The 15,244-nt window shown below is 63.0% G+C and carries 17 protein-coding genes; 4 read left to right on the top strand and 13 right to left on the bottom strand.

The features are described from left to right. Nucleotides 1-20: 20 nt before the first annotated feature. Nucleotides 21-1,373, bottom strand: a complete 1,353-nt coding sequence (locus tag NJT13_RS11325) for an ABC transporter substrate-binding protein (protein ID WP_254521699.1) — start codon at nucleotides 1,371-1,373, stop codon at nucleotides 21-23. Nucleotides 1,374-1,640: 267 nt separating this feature from the next. Here NJT13_RS11325 and NJT13_RS11330 point away from each other — a divergent pair, with 267 nt between their 5' ends. Together NJT13_RS11330 and NJT13_RS11335 are read left to right on the top strand one after the other, a co-directional pair. Then, nucleotides 1,641-2,144, top strand: a complete 504-nt coding sequence (locus NJT13_RS11330; protein WP_254521700.1) for an HPP family protein — start codon at nucleotides 1,641-1,643, stop codon at nucleotides 2,142-2,144. Between the two features lie 320 nt (nucleotides 2,145-2,464). Further along, nucleotides 2,465-3,109 carry a hypothetical protein gene (locus tag NJT13_RS11335; protein WP_254521701.1) on the top strand — a complete coding sequence of 215 codons (645 nt, stop codon included), beginning with the start codon at nucleotides 2,465-2,467 and terminating at the stop codon, nucleotides 3,107-3,109. Between the two features lie 162 nt (nucleotides 3,110-3,271). Here the strand turns inward: NJT13_RS11335 and NJT13_RS11340 are convergent, their stop codons facing one another. The 3 genes from NJT13_RS11340 to NJT13_RS11350 all read right to left on the bottom strand — a co-directional run bounded on the left by NJT13_RS11340 (nucleotide 3,272) and on the right by NJT13_RS11350 (nucleotide 4,985). Next, nucleotides 3,272-3,622, bottom strand: coding sequence for a hypothetical protein (locus NJT13_RS11340; RefSeq protein WP_254521702.1), 351 nt, complete (start codon nucleotides 3,620-3,622; stop codon nucleotides 3,272-3,274). 71 nt (nucleotides 3,623-3,693) lie between these two features. Continuing rightward, nucleotides 3,694-3,978 carry a GYD domain-containing protein gene (locus NJT13_RS11345; RefSeq protein WP_254521703.1) on the bottom strand — a complete coding sequence of 95 codons (285 nt, stop codon included), beginning with the start codon at nucleotides 3,976-3,978 and terminating at the stop codon, nucleotides 3,694-3,696. A 215-nt stretch (nucleotides 3,979-4,193) separates the two neighbouring features. Continuing rightward, nucleotides 4,194-4,985, bottom strand: coding sequence for an alpha/beta fold hydrolase (locus NJT13_RS11350; protein ID WP_254521704.1), 792 nt, complete (start codon nucleotides 4,983-4,985; stop codon nucleotides 4,194-4,196). Between the two features lie 211 nt (nucleotides 4,986-5,196). Here NJT13_RS11350 and NJT13_RS11355 point away from each other — a divergent pair, with 211 nt between their 5' ends. After that, the gene (locus NJT13_RS11355) at nucleotides 5,197-5,889 is read left to right on the top strand and encodes a helix-turn-helix domain-containing protein (protein WP_254521705.1); all 693 of its coding nucleotides are present in this window, start codon (nucleotides 5,197-5,199) and stop codon (nucleotides 5,887-5,889) included. Nucleotides 5,890-6,322: 433 nt separating this feature from the next. Here the strand turns inward: NJT13_RS11355 and NJT13_RS11360 are convergent, their stop codons facing one another. The 6 genes from NJT13_RS11360 to NJT13_RS11385 form a co-directional block, all read right to left on the bottom strand. Beyond that, a complete protein-coding gene (locus tag NJT13_RS11360; protein WP_254521706.1) occupies nucleotides 6,323-8,599 on the bottom strand; it encodes a midas domain-containing protein in 2,277 nt (758 codons plus the stop codon). Between the two features lie 591 nt (nucleotides 8,600-9,190). Beyond that, a complete protein-coding gene (locus NJT13_RS11365) occupies nucleotides 9,191-9,733 on the bottom strand; it encodes a YqaA family protein (protein WP_425499812.1) in 543 nt (180 codons plus the stop codon). Nucleotides 9,734-10,180: 447 nt separating this feature from the next. After that, nucleotides 10,181-10,570: a ferredoxin Fer gene (fer, locus tag NJT13_RS11370; protein ID WP_254521707.1), complete on the bottom strand. Its 390-nt coding sequence runs from the start codon at nucleotides 10,568-10,570 to the stop codon at nucleotides 10,181-10,183. Nucleotides 10,571-10,879: 309 nt separating this feature from the next. Then, on the bottom strand, nucleotides 10,880-11,068 hold the full coding sequence (locus NJT13_RS11375) for a hypothetical protein (RefSeq protein WP_254521708.1): 189 nt from the start codon (nucleotides 11,066-11,068) through the stop codon (nucleotides 10,880-10,882). Nucleotides 11,069-11,196: 128 nt separating this feature from the next. Beyond that, complete coding sequence (locus NJT13_RS11380) at nucleotides 11,197-12,378, bottom strand: inorganic phosphate transporter (protein ID WP_254521709.1); 1,182 nt, start codon at nucleotides 12,376-12,378, stop codon at nucleotides 11,197-11,199. Nucleotides 12,379-12,414: 36 nt separating this feature from the next. Next, complete coding sequence (locus NJT13_RS11385) at nucleotides 12,415-12,600, bottom strand: hypothetical protein (protein ID WP_254521710.1); 186 nt, start codon at nucleotides 12,598-12,600, stop codon at nucleotides 12,415-12,417. Nucleotides 12,601-12,736: 136 nt separating this feature from the next. On the opposite strand from NJT13_RS11385, the gene NJT13_RS11390 reads away from it, so the two are divergent. After that, complete coding sequence (locus NJT13_RS11390) at nucleotides 12,737-13,174, top strand: hypothetical protein (RefSeq protein ID WP_254521711.1); 438 nt, start codon at nucleotides 12,737-12,739, stop codon at nucleotides 13,172-13,174. Between the two features lie 11 nt (nucleotides 13,175-13,185). Here NJT13_RS11390 and NJT13_RS11395 read toward each other — a convergent pair whose 3' ends face one another. The 3 genes from NJT13_RS11395 to NJT13_RS11405 form a co-directional block, all read right to left on the bottom strand. After that, nucleotides 13,186-13,614: a universal stress protein gene (locus NJT13_RS11395; RefSeq protein WP_254521713.1), complete on the bottom strand. Its 429-nt coding sequence runs from the start codon at nucleotides 13,612-13,614 to the stop codon at nucleotides 13,186-13,188. Between the two features lie 36 nt (nucleotides 13,615-13,650). Next, complete coding sequence (locus tag NJT13_RS11400; protein WP_254521714.1) at nucleotides 13,651-14,829, bottom strand: inorganic phosphate transporter; 1,179 nt, start codon at nucleotides 14,827-14,829, stop codon at nucleotides 13,651-13,653. A 148-nt stretch (nucleotides 14,830-14,977) separates the two neighbouring features. Beyond that, entirely contained in the window at nucleotides 14,978-15,205 is a 228-nt protein-coding gene (locus tag NJT13_RS11405; RefSeq protein ID WP_254521715.1) for a hypothetical protein, read from the bottom strand. Nucleotides 15,206-15,244 lie beyond the last annotated feature (39 nt).

Here is a 15,244-nt window from a genome sequence, read left to right on the forward strand (position 1 = left end):
CCCCGTTTCGGTGAACCATCTTACTCGAGAGCGTCGACGATGCCGTCGTAGGCCTTGTCGGCGTTCCAGTTTTCGGCCATCGAGGTCATGACGCTCTCGACCTCGGACTTCTTTCCGGGCGCTAACGCCAGTCCGTGGGCGACCGATGGCGGTTGCGCGTCGGACGACTGGAATTTCTCGATCTGGCGCTTGTGGAAGTCGGTATACTCCTCGGTGTTGACGTCGGTTCGCGGCGGGATCGAGCCCTTGTGCTCGTTGAACCGCCGCTGTGCGTCCGCCGTCCCGACGTACTCGAGGAACGCGAGCGTCGCGTTCGGCGATGGGTTGTATTTCGGGAAGACGAACGAGTCCATGTTCAGCGCGTACATCCCCGACGTGCCCGGGAACGGGATGTAGTCCCAGTCGTCTTCGAAGGCGAAGTCTTCCTCGCTGAGATACTGACCGGCCGCCCAATCGCCGTTGTGGTGGAACGCCGCGTCGCCGGCGATGACGTCGCCGTTGGCCTCGTCCCACGCGACGGAACTCGCGTCTTCGGGGAAGTACTCCGAGAACTCGATCATGCGCTCGAGCGAGGCCTTGACGGTCTCTTCGTTGTCGGAGACGTTCCCGTCCAGAACTGCGTTGTAGGTGTCGGTACCGCCCTCGCCGAGTAGCGTCATCCCCCACAGTTGTACCATCATGAACGTCGCGTTGCTCGACTGGGCGAACCCGGTATACCCTGCTTCGTCGACGGTCGCAAGCGCGTCGACGAGATCGCTCGGGCTTTCGAGGGACCCCGGATCGACGCCCGCATCCTCGACCACCGACACGTTGTAGAACACGTTGTTGAGTCGGTGAATGTTGAGCGGGACCGCGTAGTAGGCCCCGTCGATCTGGGCCTGTTCTTTGGGGCCCGCGAGGTAGGCGTCTTGCATGTCGCTCTTCCAGACGTGTTCGCCGATGTCGAACAACAGATCGTCGTTCGTGTACGTGGTCAGCGCCTGACCCGGCCAGATCTGGAAGGTACTGGGCGGACTTTTGTCGACGACCTGGCTTCGGACGTCGGTCGCAAGCGCGCTTCCGCCGCCGCCGGGGGATTCCTGCGGTTCCACCGTGATGTCCGGGTGTTTCTCTTCGAATCCGGATTTCAGGGCGTCGAACGCTTTCTTTTCGCCCCCTGCGGTCCACCAGTGCCCGATTTCGAGCGGTTCGTACTCGCTCTCCTCGAGATCCGAATCGATCACGTCCTCGAGCGAATCGGCCTTCGATCCCCCACCGCCCAGGCAGCCAGCGAGCGCCAATCCCCCTGTGACCCCCACCGCGCCGAGAACGTGACGCCGACCGAGTGTTTCGTTCTTGCCTTCCCTCTGTTTGCTCATGTCTGAGTCTGTCATGATACAATACACACAAGGCATCCATAATAAAGTTTTGTGTATTAATTCATCGTAGAGTAAAGGTTCTGGGTGCGAAGGCCGAGCCGTACGGCCGTTAGGCTAGTACGTGACTTCGAAAAGTGAGTCAGCTAGAAATACCGAAACCGTGATACAGCGCCGGATGTTGAGCGACAGCGAGCCATGAAGAGACGAACGCCGCCACCTCGTGCTGGGACGCCGGGCCCGGTAACAAACGGTATATGAGGTCGTGCTGACAAGGCGACGAATATGAGAGAGGAGGCGCCGTTTTCGACGCTGTACGTCGGTGTATTGCTCGCCGTCCCCGGACTGCTGGCCTGGGTGACCGGACGGGCGCTCCTCTTTCCGAGCCTTGGACCCTCCGCGTTCCTGTTAGCGACGGTACGGAGCGGCGAGGTCACCGAGCCGCGGCGAGTCGTCGGCGGTCACGTGATCGGGGCCCTCGCCGGCCTCGTCGCCTACCACACGATCGCGCCGGGACTCGAGGTGACCGCGAGTGCACCCGTGCTCGCGATTCCACAGCTTCGGCTCGTCGCCAGCGGAATCCTCGCCGCCACGCTCACGTCGGGCGGGATGCTCGCGACCGAGACGGTCCACCCGCCCGCCTGCGCGACGACGCTCATCGTCTCGCTCGGCTTACTCCCGTCGGTCGTCGACGGCGCGCTCATCGTCGTGGCCGTCGTCGTCCTCGTTCTCGTCCACGCGCTGGTGACCGACGCGTTGTCGTTCGACGGGGCGCTGCGCTCGCGATGACCGAATCTCCCACGAATCGTCGCCGGTCGGCGAACGTAAAACGAACAACTCGAGTCCCAGCCGCCAGGTCGTCGCGTCGATCAGGTCCTGCGTTCTCCCGGGAGAACGCCTTTGGCGCCTCCGAGGCGACGTCGCCTCGCTCGGTGACGGCGAGGATCGGCTGCGCCGCCGTTTCGTCCCCGGTATCTGTCCGATCTGGACCGTTTCTCGTCGTACCCCCGTCGCTTATACCAGTCGTTGGCATAGGCGGATACTGACATCGATCACGACCGGCGGACGCGCCTCTCCCGACTACCTGGCGACACCCGACGGAGCATTCTATGGACGAAGGCGTAGCCCACGACCGCGCGGAAGCGAATTGGCTCGAGCGGATCGCGTCTGACTTTACGCGCGAGGCCTGGGTCTTTATCCCGATCGCCGTTACGATCAACGTCGCCGGTAGCTTCGTGGTCGACATCCTCGGCATCCCGCTGTTTTTCAACGTGATCGGCACGATCGCGCTCGCGATCGTGTCCGGGCCGTGGGTGGCCGCCGTCGCCGGCGCGTCGACGAACGTCGTCCTCGGCCTCCTACGGGCCCCGTTCTTCGTTCCGTTCGGGCTCGTCCAGGTTGGTATCGCGTTGGTCGTGGGATACCTGGCAACCCGTGGCTGGTTCCGCGTCCGGAAATTCGGAGACCACGTCTGGCTCGTCGCGACCGGCCTCCTCGTTGCGGCGACTGCGGTCGTCATCAGCACCCCGATCATCGTACTCGTCTTCGGTGACCTGACCGGCGGTCCGGCGGACGTAGTGATAGAATTCTTCCTCGTCACCTGGACCGAACTTCTCACCGCCGTACTGGTCGCCGAGTTCGTTTACGAACCGATCGACAAGATCGTCAGCGTGTTCGTCGCTTACTTCATCGCCACGTCGATTCCGCGCCGATATCTCCCCCCGTTCGGACGGCGGACGCTGACGCGCGAGTGACGAACGCGATCGGTACCGAAAGCGGTCGGACTCGATCCACGGACTGTGCGCTCGAACCGGACGACCTCACCGCTTCCGTTGCGATTACGTGAAAAAGAGAGGAGAACCAACCGCGATACGCGGGGAGACTTTTCTGGGCCGGTTTCGCGATTGGATAGTCGTTCACCCATTTCGTGAGAACCTGCCGTTCGGATCGTCCGTCACCGCGGACTCCCCGATCTCGCGGCTCGAGAGCGCGTCGCTGTCGGTGTGATCGGTCAGGAATATGCGAACGGTGCCGTCCGATAGCTCGGCGAGGTCGGAGCGCTCGTCTCCAACGACGAGTTCGTGACCGGCGATTTCTCCGGCAGGACGAAGAGTTCGTCGTACGTCCCCGATCCGTCGACGACGTACCCCTGGTCGCTTCGCTCGAAGTCCCCGGTGGACGGCCAGCCCGAAAGCCCCGGTGAAAGTCATCGTCCACGGATACGCCGTGCCGCGAACCACACCCGCCGCATCGACTGCCTCGACCACATTTCGTCGTGTGACGGCCGTCTGTCCCATCGTCGTTGGTTGGCCCACGTCGTAGCAATGCGGGATGGACGCTACTCTGGGAACTCACTGATGATATCTTCGGGGAGGGCTTTGAGCGTTTGACCGGTGATATACCCCTCACTCTCGACCTTCAGTATGGCCTTCGCGTAACTTTCATCGTCGGGGAACTCGGAGATCACGACGTTGTCGTACGGTCCCATCGTATAGTATACGTCTTTGACCGCTCCCCCTTGCGACTCGACTATTTCGGCCCCGGCTTCGTCTCGATCGAGGCTATCTTCGACGTTCTCGATCCCCTTTTGCGTCCAGTTCAACAGCGTGATATACGTTGGCATTGCGTCGGCACTTCCACCGTCAGACGGCATAATACCCCCATTTGCTGCGTGTAGTCGGGCGACGCCGCTGCTACTCGTGGGCTAGCGCTGCTGGCGCTCAGTATGTCAGGACGGCCGTGCGCGATACGGAGTGTGAGTGTTGCACAGTGTGCGTTTAGGACAGCAATACGGACAGCGGAGGTGTTCTCCCGGCCGAGACGGGGACAGATCCCCGATTATCCGTCGCGGAACGCGGTGACTTCCGCCGAGATCCGGGCCGGCGCTTCGCCGGGACCGCTGTGACTGACGCCGTCGAACTCCACGAAACGGCTGTGGGGGAGCGCCTCGTGGACGTCGCGGGCGCTCTTCCGAAGGAAGTCCGGGCCGTCGGTACCGGACATCACGAGCACGGGAGCGTCGACATCGAGACGGGCAGGGAGTTCGTATCGCTCGACGGCGCGGTTCATTCGGACGACTTCTTCGGCGAGGTCGACGCAATCCGGCCAGACCGGCCACGCTGCCAGCCACGCATCGAGGTCGTCGATGCCGTCGGGATGGAGGACCGTCTCGACGTACCGTTTGACCGCCTCGCGTCGCCGTCCATCCGCGATGAGCTTCTCCATGCGGTCGGCAAGGTCGGCCTGCTCCCGGAAGCCGTCGGGAAGGATTGCCGGTTCGTAGACGAGGACAGCCTCGACCGCTGCGTCCGTCGCAGTCTCGAGTGCAGTCAGCGCGCCAAACGAGTGGCCGAACAGGATCGGGTCGCCGTCGACGGCGTCGACGAGCGTTTGTACGTCGGTGGTTTCGCGGTCCAGCACCTCGGCGGCGCTCGTCGTCTCCGGGTCGTCCAGACAGGTTCCGAACCCCGGCCGCTGAGGGAGGACGACACCGAAGTCGTCGAAGTGAGGCACGACCGCACTCCAGTACTCCCGCGGAGCCATGCCCCCGTGGAGGAGGATCAGCGGCTGACCGTCGCCGCGACGTTCGTAGGTCAATTCTGTGCCAGCTGCGGACTGTGTCACCTGCATGTATCTTTCCGTACCCGGACGGGTAGGCTAAGCCGTTCTCTCAGTAATCCGGCAGTTTAAATGGGGGCAGTCGGAGAGGGTGAGCTGCTTGCGGGCAGGTAGTCGGACGTGGGGCCGATCGAATCGCCGGGACTCAACTTCAGTCTCGGCGATTCGATCGTGTGCCCGGCGCTTTCGGCACGCCCATTAGCGTCCGCACGGACGGCAGCGTATGGGTCTAGTCGCCGAATTCGAGATCCACTGCGAGGCGCTTCCGCTGGCCGGGGTTGCGGCGGCCGTCCCCGAGGCGACGCTGATCCTGGAATTGCAGTTCAACCACGGTGACCGACCGCTGTTTTTGGTCACCGCGAGTGGCGTGTCCAGGACAGAACTCGAGCACGCCCTCGGTGCCGCTCGTGACGTCGAAAGGTGGACGCTCGTCGGCCAGGCCGGGGACACGCGCCGGTATCAGATACGGCCGGCGCTGAGCCTCGAAGAACAACTCGGAGACGCGATCGACGACCTGACCGGGCTCAAAGCGCTCGCGACAGCCGAGGCCATCATCGAACGGATCGAGGTACGGGACGACGGATGGCGCCAAACCGGCTGGTTTGCCAGCCGAGACGCGTTCACCGAGTTCTCGTCGTTCTGGCAACACAACGCCGGCTTTCGATTGCGCCGTCTCACGCAGGATGGAGAGAGTGAACCGCCGGGTGAGGGACTCACTGACCGCCAACACGAAGCGCTCCGAACGGCCTACGAACTGGGCCATTTCGATATCCCGCGACGGGCGTCTCTGGAAGACGTTGCCACAGAGTTGGATATCTCTGCGTCTTCGGTCTCCGAACGATTACGTCGTGCGCAAACCCGACTCATCGAGGAGACAGTGGCCCCGACGTGGCCGCCACTCCCCACCCGATCGTGATCGCTCGGCTACGAGCGACACCGTCGCCGTGCCAATCTGCGCCTTCGCCGAAGTAACGTGTCAACCACCGGTGACCCGGAGAAACTGCTACATTCGCGCTGTGTAGTCAGCACGACGGTGGAAACGTATCACCGCTCGAGGGTTTCACCACGTCCCTACTTCCGAGCCGAACGCGCCTCATCGTCGCTGCCTTCTCGAGGATCGTCCGCGAGTTCGGAGACCCCTTCGGATACCATCCGTGCGTTGCCACGTTCCACGAGACGACCAAGCCGGTCACGCACGTACCGCAGACTGGAGCCTGGAGCCGGCGACGAACGGCGCGGTTACGACCAGCGGACACCGTGGTGAGGCGTCCTGGCTGGGACACACAGCGCCTCGACGCACTCGAGGCGAAAAACGCCGAGCGAGCGACTACGCCGGCGCTACTCGGTTTCTAGCTGACAGACACTGACGTACTCGAGGTCTGTGAGTTACCGTCCTCGTCTTCTTGATGCTGCGTCTGTGAGGCCTCGACCTCGTCACCCTCCGAGGCGGTGACGTCCGTCGATTGAGACTGGCTCATTCCGTCGTCGTCGGCAACCTGGGACTGGTCTTGTTCGACTTCGGAAGCTGACGGGGTATCCTCGGACTCTGATTGGGTGTCCGCGGCATCGTCGCTCTGCGAGATGGATGCTTCCTGACTGAAGTCTTGTTCGATGCCGTCACCCACGATCACCTGTTCTAGCGATTGATCGATGGTTGCGCTCTGTTCCGTGTCGCCGTCTCCATCTTGGGATGCGGATTGGTCGATTTCAGCGCGTTGGTCTCCGTTCTGCTCGTTGTCGGTACCGTCTACGGTCTGGGTATGGTTCTGGTCGATTTCGGCCTCCTGACCGATATTCTGTTCTTCGTTGCTGTCGTCTGCCTGCTGTGCAGCATCTTGGTTGATGTCACTGTGCTGTGACGAATTTTGCTCGTTGTCGGTACCGTCTGCGGTCTGGGTCTGATCCTGGTCGATTTCGGCTTCCTGTCCGATATCCTGATCGTTGTCGCTGTCGTCTGCCTGCTGTGCAGCGTCTTGACTGATGTCACTACGCTTCGTCGCGTTTTGCTCGTTGTCGAACCCTATCGCAGTCTGGCTCTGGCTGCCATCCTGGCCGCTGCTCTGATCGACGTTCTGTTCGTTGGTGGTCGCGTTACTCTCTTCACCATCACCAACACCGAGGAACCCGTCTTCGCCTTCAGCTGAACTCTCGACGTCCTGGTCGACGTTCTGGTCGGCGGTCTGTTCGCTCTCGGCGGTTTGGTCGTTGCCGCTACCAAACTGTGCAACCTGGGTCTGACTGCTGTCCTGGTCGCTCTCCTGTGATGCACGCTGATCGTTCTCGGTGGCGTCACTCTCCGCGTCACCGCCGACGCCAAAGACGGCGTCACCATCGTCGGCCGAACTGGCGACACTCTGATCGACGTGCTGGTCGGCGGTCTGTTCGTTCTCGGCAGTCTGGCCGTTGCTCTCGTCCGCAGTTTGGCTCTGGTCGCTGTCCTGGCTGCTCACCTGTGACGCACGCTGGTCGTTCTCGGTGGCGTTACTCTCCGCGTTGCCGCCACCACCCAGGATGGCGTCACCACCGTCGGCCGAACTGGCGACGCTCTGGTCGACGTTCTGGTCGGCGGCCTGTGCGTTCTCGGCGGTTTGGTCGTTGTTATCGAACTGGGCAAATTGGCGCTGATCGCTGTCCTGGCTGCTCGCCTGTGACGCACGCTGGTCGTTCTCGGTGGCGTCACTCTCCGCGTCACCGCCGACGCCAAAGACGGCGTCACCACCGTCGGCTGAACTCTCGACGCTCTGATCGACGTGCTGGTCGGCGGCCTGTGCGTTCTCGGCGGTTTGGTCGTTGTTGTCACCTTGTGCGGTCTGACTTGGATCGAATCTGCTATCCTGGCTGCTCACCTGCGACGTACTCTGGTCGTTCTCGGTAGCGTCACTCTCTGCGTCACCGCCGACGCCAAAGATGGCGTCACCACCGTCGGCCGAACTGGCGACGTTCTGGTCGACGTGCTGGCCGGCGGTCTGTTCACTCTCGACAGTTTGGTCGTTGTCGCTACCGAACTGTGCAAACTGGCGCTGTTCGCTGAACTGGCTGCTCGCCTGTGACGCACGCTGATCGGTCTCGGTGGCGTCACTCTCCGCGTTACCGCCGACACCAAAGATGGCGTCACCACCATCGGCTGAACTCTCGACGTTCTGGTCGACGTGCTGGTCGGCGGCCTGTGCGTTCTCCGCAGTTTGGTCGTTGTTGCTGCCGAACTGTACCTGCTGGAGCTGATTGCTGTCCTGGCCGCTCTCCTGTGACGCACGCTGGTCGGTCTCGGTGGCGTCACTCTCCGCGTCACCGCCGACACCAACGATTCCAGTACCGTCCTCACTGGAAGTGGTGACGGACTGGTCGATACCCTGTATACTCTCTTGTATCGATTGAGCTTCCTGTGAGTTGTCTCCAACGTTGTTTCGCGATCTATCAAGATTCTGTTCGATCAGCTGGGTGAATTGTTGTACGGTATCCTCACCCTCGTCGATCGAGTTGTACTCTTGTTCCGGCTCTTGCACGGCCGAGTCGTCGGCTGCTGCCGTCATTGCGACGCTGCCGGCGATCATACCCGTTAGCACGAGCAGGGAGATCAATCCGACTGCAATCCGCCTGGGAAATCGGTTTTTCGTACTCGTATCCATCGTATCACACGTGCCGATGACCGGCACTCGTCTAGAGTGTCGAAGGGATCTGATCACTCAGAACGGAGCGTCCGCCATCGGTTCCGTGGTCTCCCCTCGACGTATCTGCCACCTCACACGAGACGACATCTACCGAGGATGACAGAATCGCTCTTGAACCGGTCAGATAGTTCACGCGAGAATTGTGTGCGAACAGCGGAGCCACTGCCGAGAGAAGCGTAGAAACGGCCTCCCACGGACTGTTTCAGTGACATCGCAGACTCACGGAGGGAATCGGCCAATCATCCATATCTGGCCCCTCGAGGTACCGCCGCCGAGACTGAGAAAGTGACGATTGGCACAGGCCTCTCAAAAATCATATTTATCCGATGTAAATTCGGTGCTTCCCAATCGGTGTGGGAACCGGAGCGAGAGCGCTGGTCTGAGTCGGGTGCGATCTGGTCGAGTGAATCTGTACGAGCGCTCTCAGCCGGACGGTGTTCGGTCCAGAACAGCCGTAGCTCCGTCCTCTCGTTCCGGTTCGCTCCTTCTGTGGACACGATTCCCTCCTCGAACAGTCATCACACGAAGTGTCACGGTCACAAGACGTCGTCAAACGAACGTGGCGGCGCCTCCGACGAGTCCGAGCGTCACGATCAGGCGCCCGAGGCTCCCGAGGAACGTCGCGGCGGCGAACTTCAGGTGATCCTCTTCGAGGACGGCGAACGCGTAGATCGACAGCGTATCGGGGAAAAACGGGACGCACAGCGCGAGCGCCAGGCCGCCATACCCGTAGCGCCGCGCCAGCGTGAACGTGCGGCGTTCCGTCCACGCGAGGACGTCGACGCGCGAGCGTCGCAGCCAGCGCACGAGTGGGCCGGCCTGTTTGGCCTCTTGGCCCACCTGAAACGCGACGAGGCTCCCGACGGTTTTCCCCGTCGCGCTGACTCCCATGATGAGACCGAAGTGCGCCCACGTCGGGATGCCGAGGTCCAGGGGGGTCGCGAGGACGACCTCGCTCGGGCCGGGGAGCGCGAACGCGATCAGTACCGAGTACACGAAGACGAAGCTCAACCCTGGCCACCCCGTTGCGCCAGCCGCGAGGGCGTGGACGCTGTCGGAGAGCCACGGCAAGACCTCGGTCCAGATAACCAGCCACGAAGTGCCCGTCGTACTCACGGTCGAGGATGGGCGAGAGTCATCGTATATGCTTTCTGATCCGCCCCCTCAGTATCGAGGCCCCACAACAGACACACTCGCGACCCCCTCCTCGTCCCGGTGGACGTCTCCGTCGCGGCTCGACGGTCGAAGACCGCGGTCGGCCCGCCCCGATGAACCACCCACGCGCGACGCCAGCGCGCCGACCGTGCCGCGCCCTGCCGGCGCCACTCGTGGCGGATAAGCGAAAGGGCGCCGCCACCGATCATCGTGATCGTGATCGTAATCGGGTGAAAGCGTACGAACAGCACCGGGCCGCACGGGCTCCCGGCTGGCAGTCAGCGGGGCGACCGCCACGAGACGGGAGCTCCGAAAGCGAACTGTGCTCGTAAAACGGGTTCACGCCGCAAAAGATGGGTCTGTGGCCGGCGGCCACAGCGGCGATTAAATGACGCGGTTCTGCAGGTAGTCGAGGTGCTTTGCGTTGTACACGATCTTGACCTCGTCCGTCTCGGCCGAACCGATGCAGGTCAGACGGACGTTTTTGTCCTCGACTTCCTCGTCCGAGAGGATCTGCTGCATGTCCATCTGGATCTCGCCCTCCGTGATGATCGCCGCACAGTTCGCACAGGCACCTGCGCGACACGAGAACGGCCAGTCGTAGCCCTGGGCTTCGGCCGCCTCGAGGATGTATTCGCCCTCGGCAACGTCGAGCGTGCCGTAGTCCTCCTCGTCGAGGCCAGCATCGGCTGCCTCGTCGAAGAGATCATCATCGTCCATGTCCCAACCCTGATCGTCCAGTACTTCGTAATTGAGGTATTCTACCGTGGGCATCACTCGCCGGTTCGTGTCCCGCACTGGTATAGCTTGCTGTTCAGTCCTAAATTGTCTTTGAGCCAGAATTGGCAACTTCCAAGGGAATAAGGGCCGCATTTGTTAGAAGATGTTCGGTCAAACGGGGGAGAAAAAGAATATCACGTGACTGGAGCAGGGTCTTTGCCTGATACGAACCGATGGGTCCGATGAGCGAGGACGAGCCGACAGATCGCACCGAACCGACGGGTCGCGGTCGGCCAGCTGCGATCACGGCCAGGTCCGCATCGGTGGGCCGATCGAACGGCGGTCAGGGACGAACGAAACGAGTCACACCGGTCCGAAATCAGTTGGAACGGTCGAAAACGGCGCGAACGGTTCGAACCCGGTCGGACCGGCGAGAAATCGACCGGAACGACGCGAAGCGAGGGAAGTCGGCACGACGAGACAGAACACGTACGCCAGCCCGGCGGAGGCCGACGGGCCGATAACGCCGACGACGAGGACCGCGGAAACCATACCGGACCCCATTTTGCCTGCCGAAAAAGACGTCTCGGAACGTCGAGAGGACTATCAGTGGGCGCGACAGGTACCGAACGCGAGTCGGAAACCGCATCGACTCGAGCCGGGTCGAGCCTCGCGATTCCTCAAAAACCGAATATCGGGACGAATCGGAACGTGAGGTAGGCACCGACGGTCGAGAGAGCCGGGACGACGTTTTGCATGAGGATGACGCGAGCCGTCGTCGACGGATCGAACAGGTCCGACGCCTGCGGGATGTCCTCGGGTTCCTCCTCGCCGATCTCGGGGGACTGTTCGCCCTCCTCGTCGGCGGTCAGCGCCCCGACGGAGACGGGGGGCTGTTCGCCCGCGCGGACGCCGGAGAGCGTCGTCGTCCGGGTCGCTCGCCCCCAGCCCAGGCCGACGATGCTCATCGTCGCGATGACGACGAAACTCGCCGGGATGCCGATCCACGAGAGGGTGACGACGATTCCCGAACTGATGACCGCGACGACGATCGCCGCGGTCAACGGCAAGTTCGTGATGTCGCTCCCGAGCGTATCGAGGGTTCGACGCGCTATCGTGAAGCAACCGACTGCTACCGCCGCCGAGCCGATCAGGATCAGCGTCGTCATGTCGACGTCGCCGGTGCCGTATATCGGTGCGATCGCGTTTGCGATGTTGCTCGTCCCCGACGCGAAGCCCATCAGACAGCCGATTGCGACGACGATCAGCGCCCCGGTGATCTCCCGTCGGGTGGCCCCGGCGCCGAATCTGAGTCTGGGCGCAACGCCCGACCGATCGACCGTGACCATCGGTCGTCCGTCCCGGTTCCCTTCGATGGCGATCCAGGCGTTGATCCGCGGATAGAAGTACCGTCCGACCACGCCGGCGACCCAGAAGCCGGTGATCGGTGCGACGACCCACCAGATGACGATTTCGCCGAGCACGTCCATGTTGAGTTCGCCGGTCGCAAAGCCCAGTGCGGCGATGGCCCCGACGGCGGTCATCGACGTCGAGGCGGGAACGCCGGCGTAGTTGCCGACGAACAGCGCGCCGCCGATAAAGAACAGGACGGCGGCGTTCGTCCGAAGTGTAAAGACCGACGTATCTGCGACGAGTTCCGTCCCCAGCGTGTCGACGACTTGCGGGCCGATGGTGTAGGCCCCGATGAAGAAGAAAATCGACATCAACCCCGCCGCCATCACCTTGGTGATCACGTTGGCCCCGACGGCCGGCCCGAACGCTGGGCCGGTGGTCGAGCCCCCGATGTTGTACCCGACGAAGATCGCCGTGAGGATTCCAACGATAAGCAGTACTTCCGGCACGTTCGAAAGTCACGCGATCCGAGCGTAAAAGTACGACTATTCGCGGCCGTTCTGGCGCGCCGTCGGCCAGTCGTAAACCGATCGCCACTCGTCAGCGGCAACTCGCTCGAGGTCCGTCCCGACGGCCGACGTGCGCTCCCAGCGCAGACTCGATTCGAGTCCCTCGAGACGAGCGTACCCGGAGGCGCTCGCCGGCATCCCCGCGATCCCAAAGAATTTCACCGAGTCAAACCGTGTGTTAGGACAGTATGTTGCTACGCGTACCCACGGTTCGGTCGGACGACAGTCCGAGACCCGGATGCGTTCGCTCGGGGTCGAAGCACGCGCTGATCGCCGCGGGCCCGGACGTTGTTTGGCGATGAGACCGGCGCGCGTCGACGCGGTCATCGACCTCGCGTACGGCGGATTGATCCTTCTCTCGATCGCGCTGATCGCGACGCTCGATATTCGGGTCGGCCTGACGTTCGGGCTGGGTGTCTTCGCGTCGTACATCCTCCACGTCGTCTGGAAGATGGCACGGTTCGATCCCGACTGGATGACGTCGACCGTGCAGGAAACCGTCGAGCAGTCGGTCGAGGAGACCGTCGGCGACGCCGTCGAGCAAACCGTAAGCGACACCGTCGAAGAGACGGTGGACCAGACGGTCGGTGAAACGGTCGAGGAGACGGTTGGCGAGCAACTGGAGGAGGTACAGGCGAAGGTCGAATCCGTCGACGAGCGCGTCGACCGCCGCCCTCGAGAGGAGGAAGTCGAGGAGATCATCGAGGAGTCGGTCGAAGACGAATCGGAGCGCTAGCGGCCGAGACGTCAGCGGACGATGGTCACCGGAACCGGTGCGCGCTTCGACACCGTCTCGGCGACGTTTCCGACCAGGAACTGGCGCGTCGCACGGCTCCAGTCCTCGCCGTGACCGCCGATGATGACCGCGTCGTACGCTTCGGAACGGTCGATGATGTTTCGAGCCGGATGCCCGATGCCGACGATCGTTTCGATCTCGCGGTCGCGTTCGTCGGCGATCTCGCGAGCGCGCTCGAAGACCCCCGCGGCGCGCTCGGCGGCGGCGGCTTCGAGGTCGTCCTCGAGCGAGAGGCCCACTGCGTCGCCCATCATCATCGACGGGACGCCAACGACGTGGAGGACGGTGACCTCGGCGTCGGGATTGTTCTCGAGCGCGTACTCGAGGGCGTGGCCGGAGTGTTCGGAGTCGTCCATCGGAACCAAAATGTCCGAGAGCATACGCCGGGATACGGCGGCCAGTGATGTAAGTTCCCGTTAGACGACTCCGGGGAGGATCGAGAAGAAGGCGTACGCGAGGACCGTCGACATCGACGGGCCGATGATCCACATGGAGACGTACTTGATGATCGCGCGAGGGTTGAAGAGGTCCGCGCCGCGAAGCACCTCTTCGGGCTCTGGTTCGCCGATTTGAGGGGCCGTCTCGTCCGCTTTCTCCTCGGCGACGATGGCACCCAGTTCGATCTCGGGGTTCTCCACGTCGCGGGTGACCGCCTCGCGGACCGTGATCGGACGGGTTGCCCGGCCCCAGCCGATGCCGACGATCGTCATCACCGTCGCCATCACGAGGCTGATCGGGATGCCGGCCCACGAGAGCACTGTCGTGATCGTGGACGCGGTCACCATGACGAACAGCGCCGCGAGCAGCGGGATGTCGCTCAGTTCGCCGCCGACGGAGTCCATCGTTCGCCGAGCGATCGTGAAGCCGCCGAGGCCGATCGCGAGCGTGGCGACGACGATGGCGGTGTCGGCGTCCAGTCCGCTGGCGGTCCCGACCAGCGGTGCGGCGGCGTTCGGAACGTTGCTCGCGCCGGCGCTGAACGCCATGTAACAGCCGATGACGAGGACGGCGACCGTCGTGACCAGTTCCCGCCAGGTCGTGTTCGGACCGAGCGCCGGCGTCGGAACCGCGCCTCGGCGATCGAGACGCAACAAGGGTCCCTCGGACTTCTCGATTTTCACTCGCCGATTGATCCACGAATAGATGTAGCGGCCGATCAGTACGCCGATCCAGAGGCCGATGATCGGCGTCACGATCCACCAGGAGATGATCCCTGCGATCGTCTCGTAGTTGAGCGTCCCGGTCGCCAGTCCGAGGCCGGCGATCGCGCCAACGGTCGTCATCGACGTCGGGACCGGGACGCCGAAAACGTTGGCGACGAGCATCCCCAGGCCGATGAAAAAGAGGACCGCGACGCCGGCAGTCAGCGTGAGGTCCGTCGTGATGATTCCCTCGCTGAGCGTGTCCATCACGTTCCGACCGACGGTCCAGCCCCCGAAGAAGACGAAGAACGTCATGACCGCCGCCGCCGTGGTCTTCGTTACGATCCCGGCGCCGACGGACGGACCCCACGTGATCCCCGTCGACGAACCGCCGATGTTGAAGCCGACGAAAACCGACGCGACGACACCGACCAACAGCACGGTTTCGACCATCGATCGACGGTACACTACTGTCGGCCAAATAAGTGGGGGAACCTAAGTGGGGGAACCACGTGATACGTTGGCCGGCTGATACCGATATCCCGCACTCTCGAGCGCTGATTATCCGTCCGGAAGCGAGCGATAACAGATTCGACAGCTGTCACGTGTCGGTCATCGCGTGGAGGAACCGCCGCTGGCTGATCCACTGCGTGCGCTCGACGAGCAGGCGGTACGTGACGCCGATCCGTGGCCGGCCCGCCGAAGCTGTAGGCCGAGACCTGCCCCAGACGCGGGGCGTCTCGCGAATCCCGACGTTACACCTCGAGACGACGTCGCTCGCCGTCGGACTCGAGTCGGTCGGACCGTCTCCGCTGGTGGCGTCGGCCATCGCGTCGGGGAGGGTTCAACCGGCGAGACATCGTTCATC

The organism is Natrinema caseinilyticum, from assembly GCF_024227435.1.
Classification (GTDB): domain Archaea; phylum Halobacteriota; class Halobacteria; order Halobacteriales; family Natrialbaceae; genus Natrinema; species Natrinema caseinilyticum.

Coding starts and splice junctions, on each gene's coding strand:
- NJT13_RS11345 (WP_254521703.1), bottom strand. CDS start 3,978: ATGCCAACGTATATCACGCTGTTGAACTGGACGCAAAAGGGGATCGAG.
- NJT13_RS11350 (WP_254521704.1), bottom strand. CDS start 4,985: ATGCAGGTGACACAGTCCGCAGCTGGCACAGAATTGACCTACGAACGT.
- NJT13_RS11325 (WP_254521699.1), bottom strand. CDS start 1,373: ATGACAGACTCAGACATGAGCAAACAGAGGGAAGGCAAGAACGAAACA.
- NJT13_RS11395 (WP_254521713.1), bottom strand. CDS start 13,614: ATGCTCTCGGACATTTTGGTTCCGATGGACGACTCCGAACACTCCGGC.
- fer (WP_254521707.1), bottom strand. CDS start 10,570: ATGCCCACGGTAGAATACCTCAATTACGAAGTACTGGACGATCAGGGT.
- NJT13_RS11355 (WP_254521705.1), top strand. CDS start 5,197: ATGGGTCTAGTCGCCGAATTCGAGATCCACTGCGAGGCGCTTCCGCTG.
- NJT13_RS11335 (WP_254521701.1), top strand. CDS start 2,465: ATGGACGAAGGCGTAGCCCACGACCGCGCGGAAGCGAATTGGCTCGAG.
- NJT13_RS11360 (WP_254521706.1), bottom strand. CDS start 8,599: ATGGATACGAGTACGAAAAACCGATTTCCCAGGCGGATTGCAGTCGGA.
- NJT13_RS11400 (WP_254521714.1), bottom strand. CDS start 14,829: ATGGTCGAAACCGTGCTGTTGGTCGGTGTCGTCGCGTCGGTTTTCGTC.
- NJT13_RS11405 (WP_254521715.1), bottom strand. CDS start 15,205: ATGGCCGACGCCACCAGCGGAGACGGTCCGACCGACTCGAGTCCGACG.
- NJT13_RS11390 (WP_254521711.1), top strand. CDS start 12,737: ATGAGACCGGCGCGCGTCGACGCGGTCATCGACCTCGCGTACGGCGGA.
- NJT13_RS11330 (WP_254521700.1), top strand. CDS start 1,641: ATGAGAGAGGAGGCGCCGTTTTCGACGCTGTACGTCGGTGTATTGCTC.
- NJT13_RS11375 (WP_254521708.1), bottom strand. CDS start 11,068: ATGGTTTCCGCGGTCCTCGTCGTCGGCGTTATCGGCCCGTCGGCCTCC.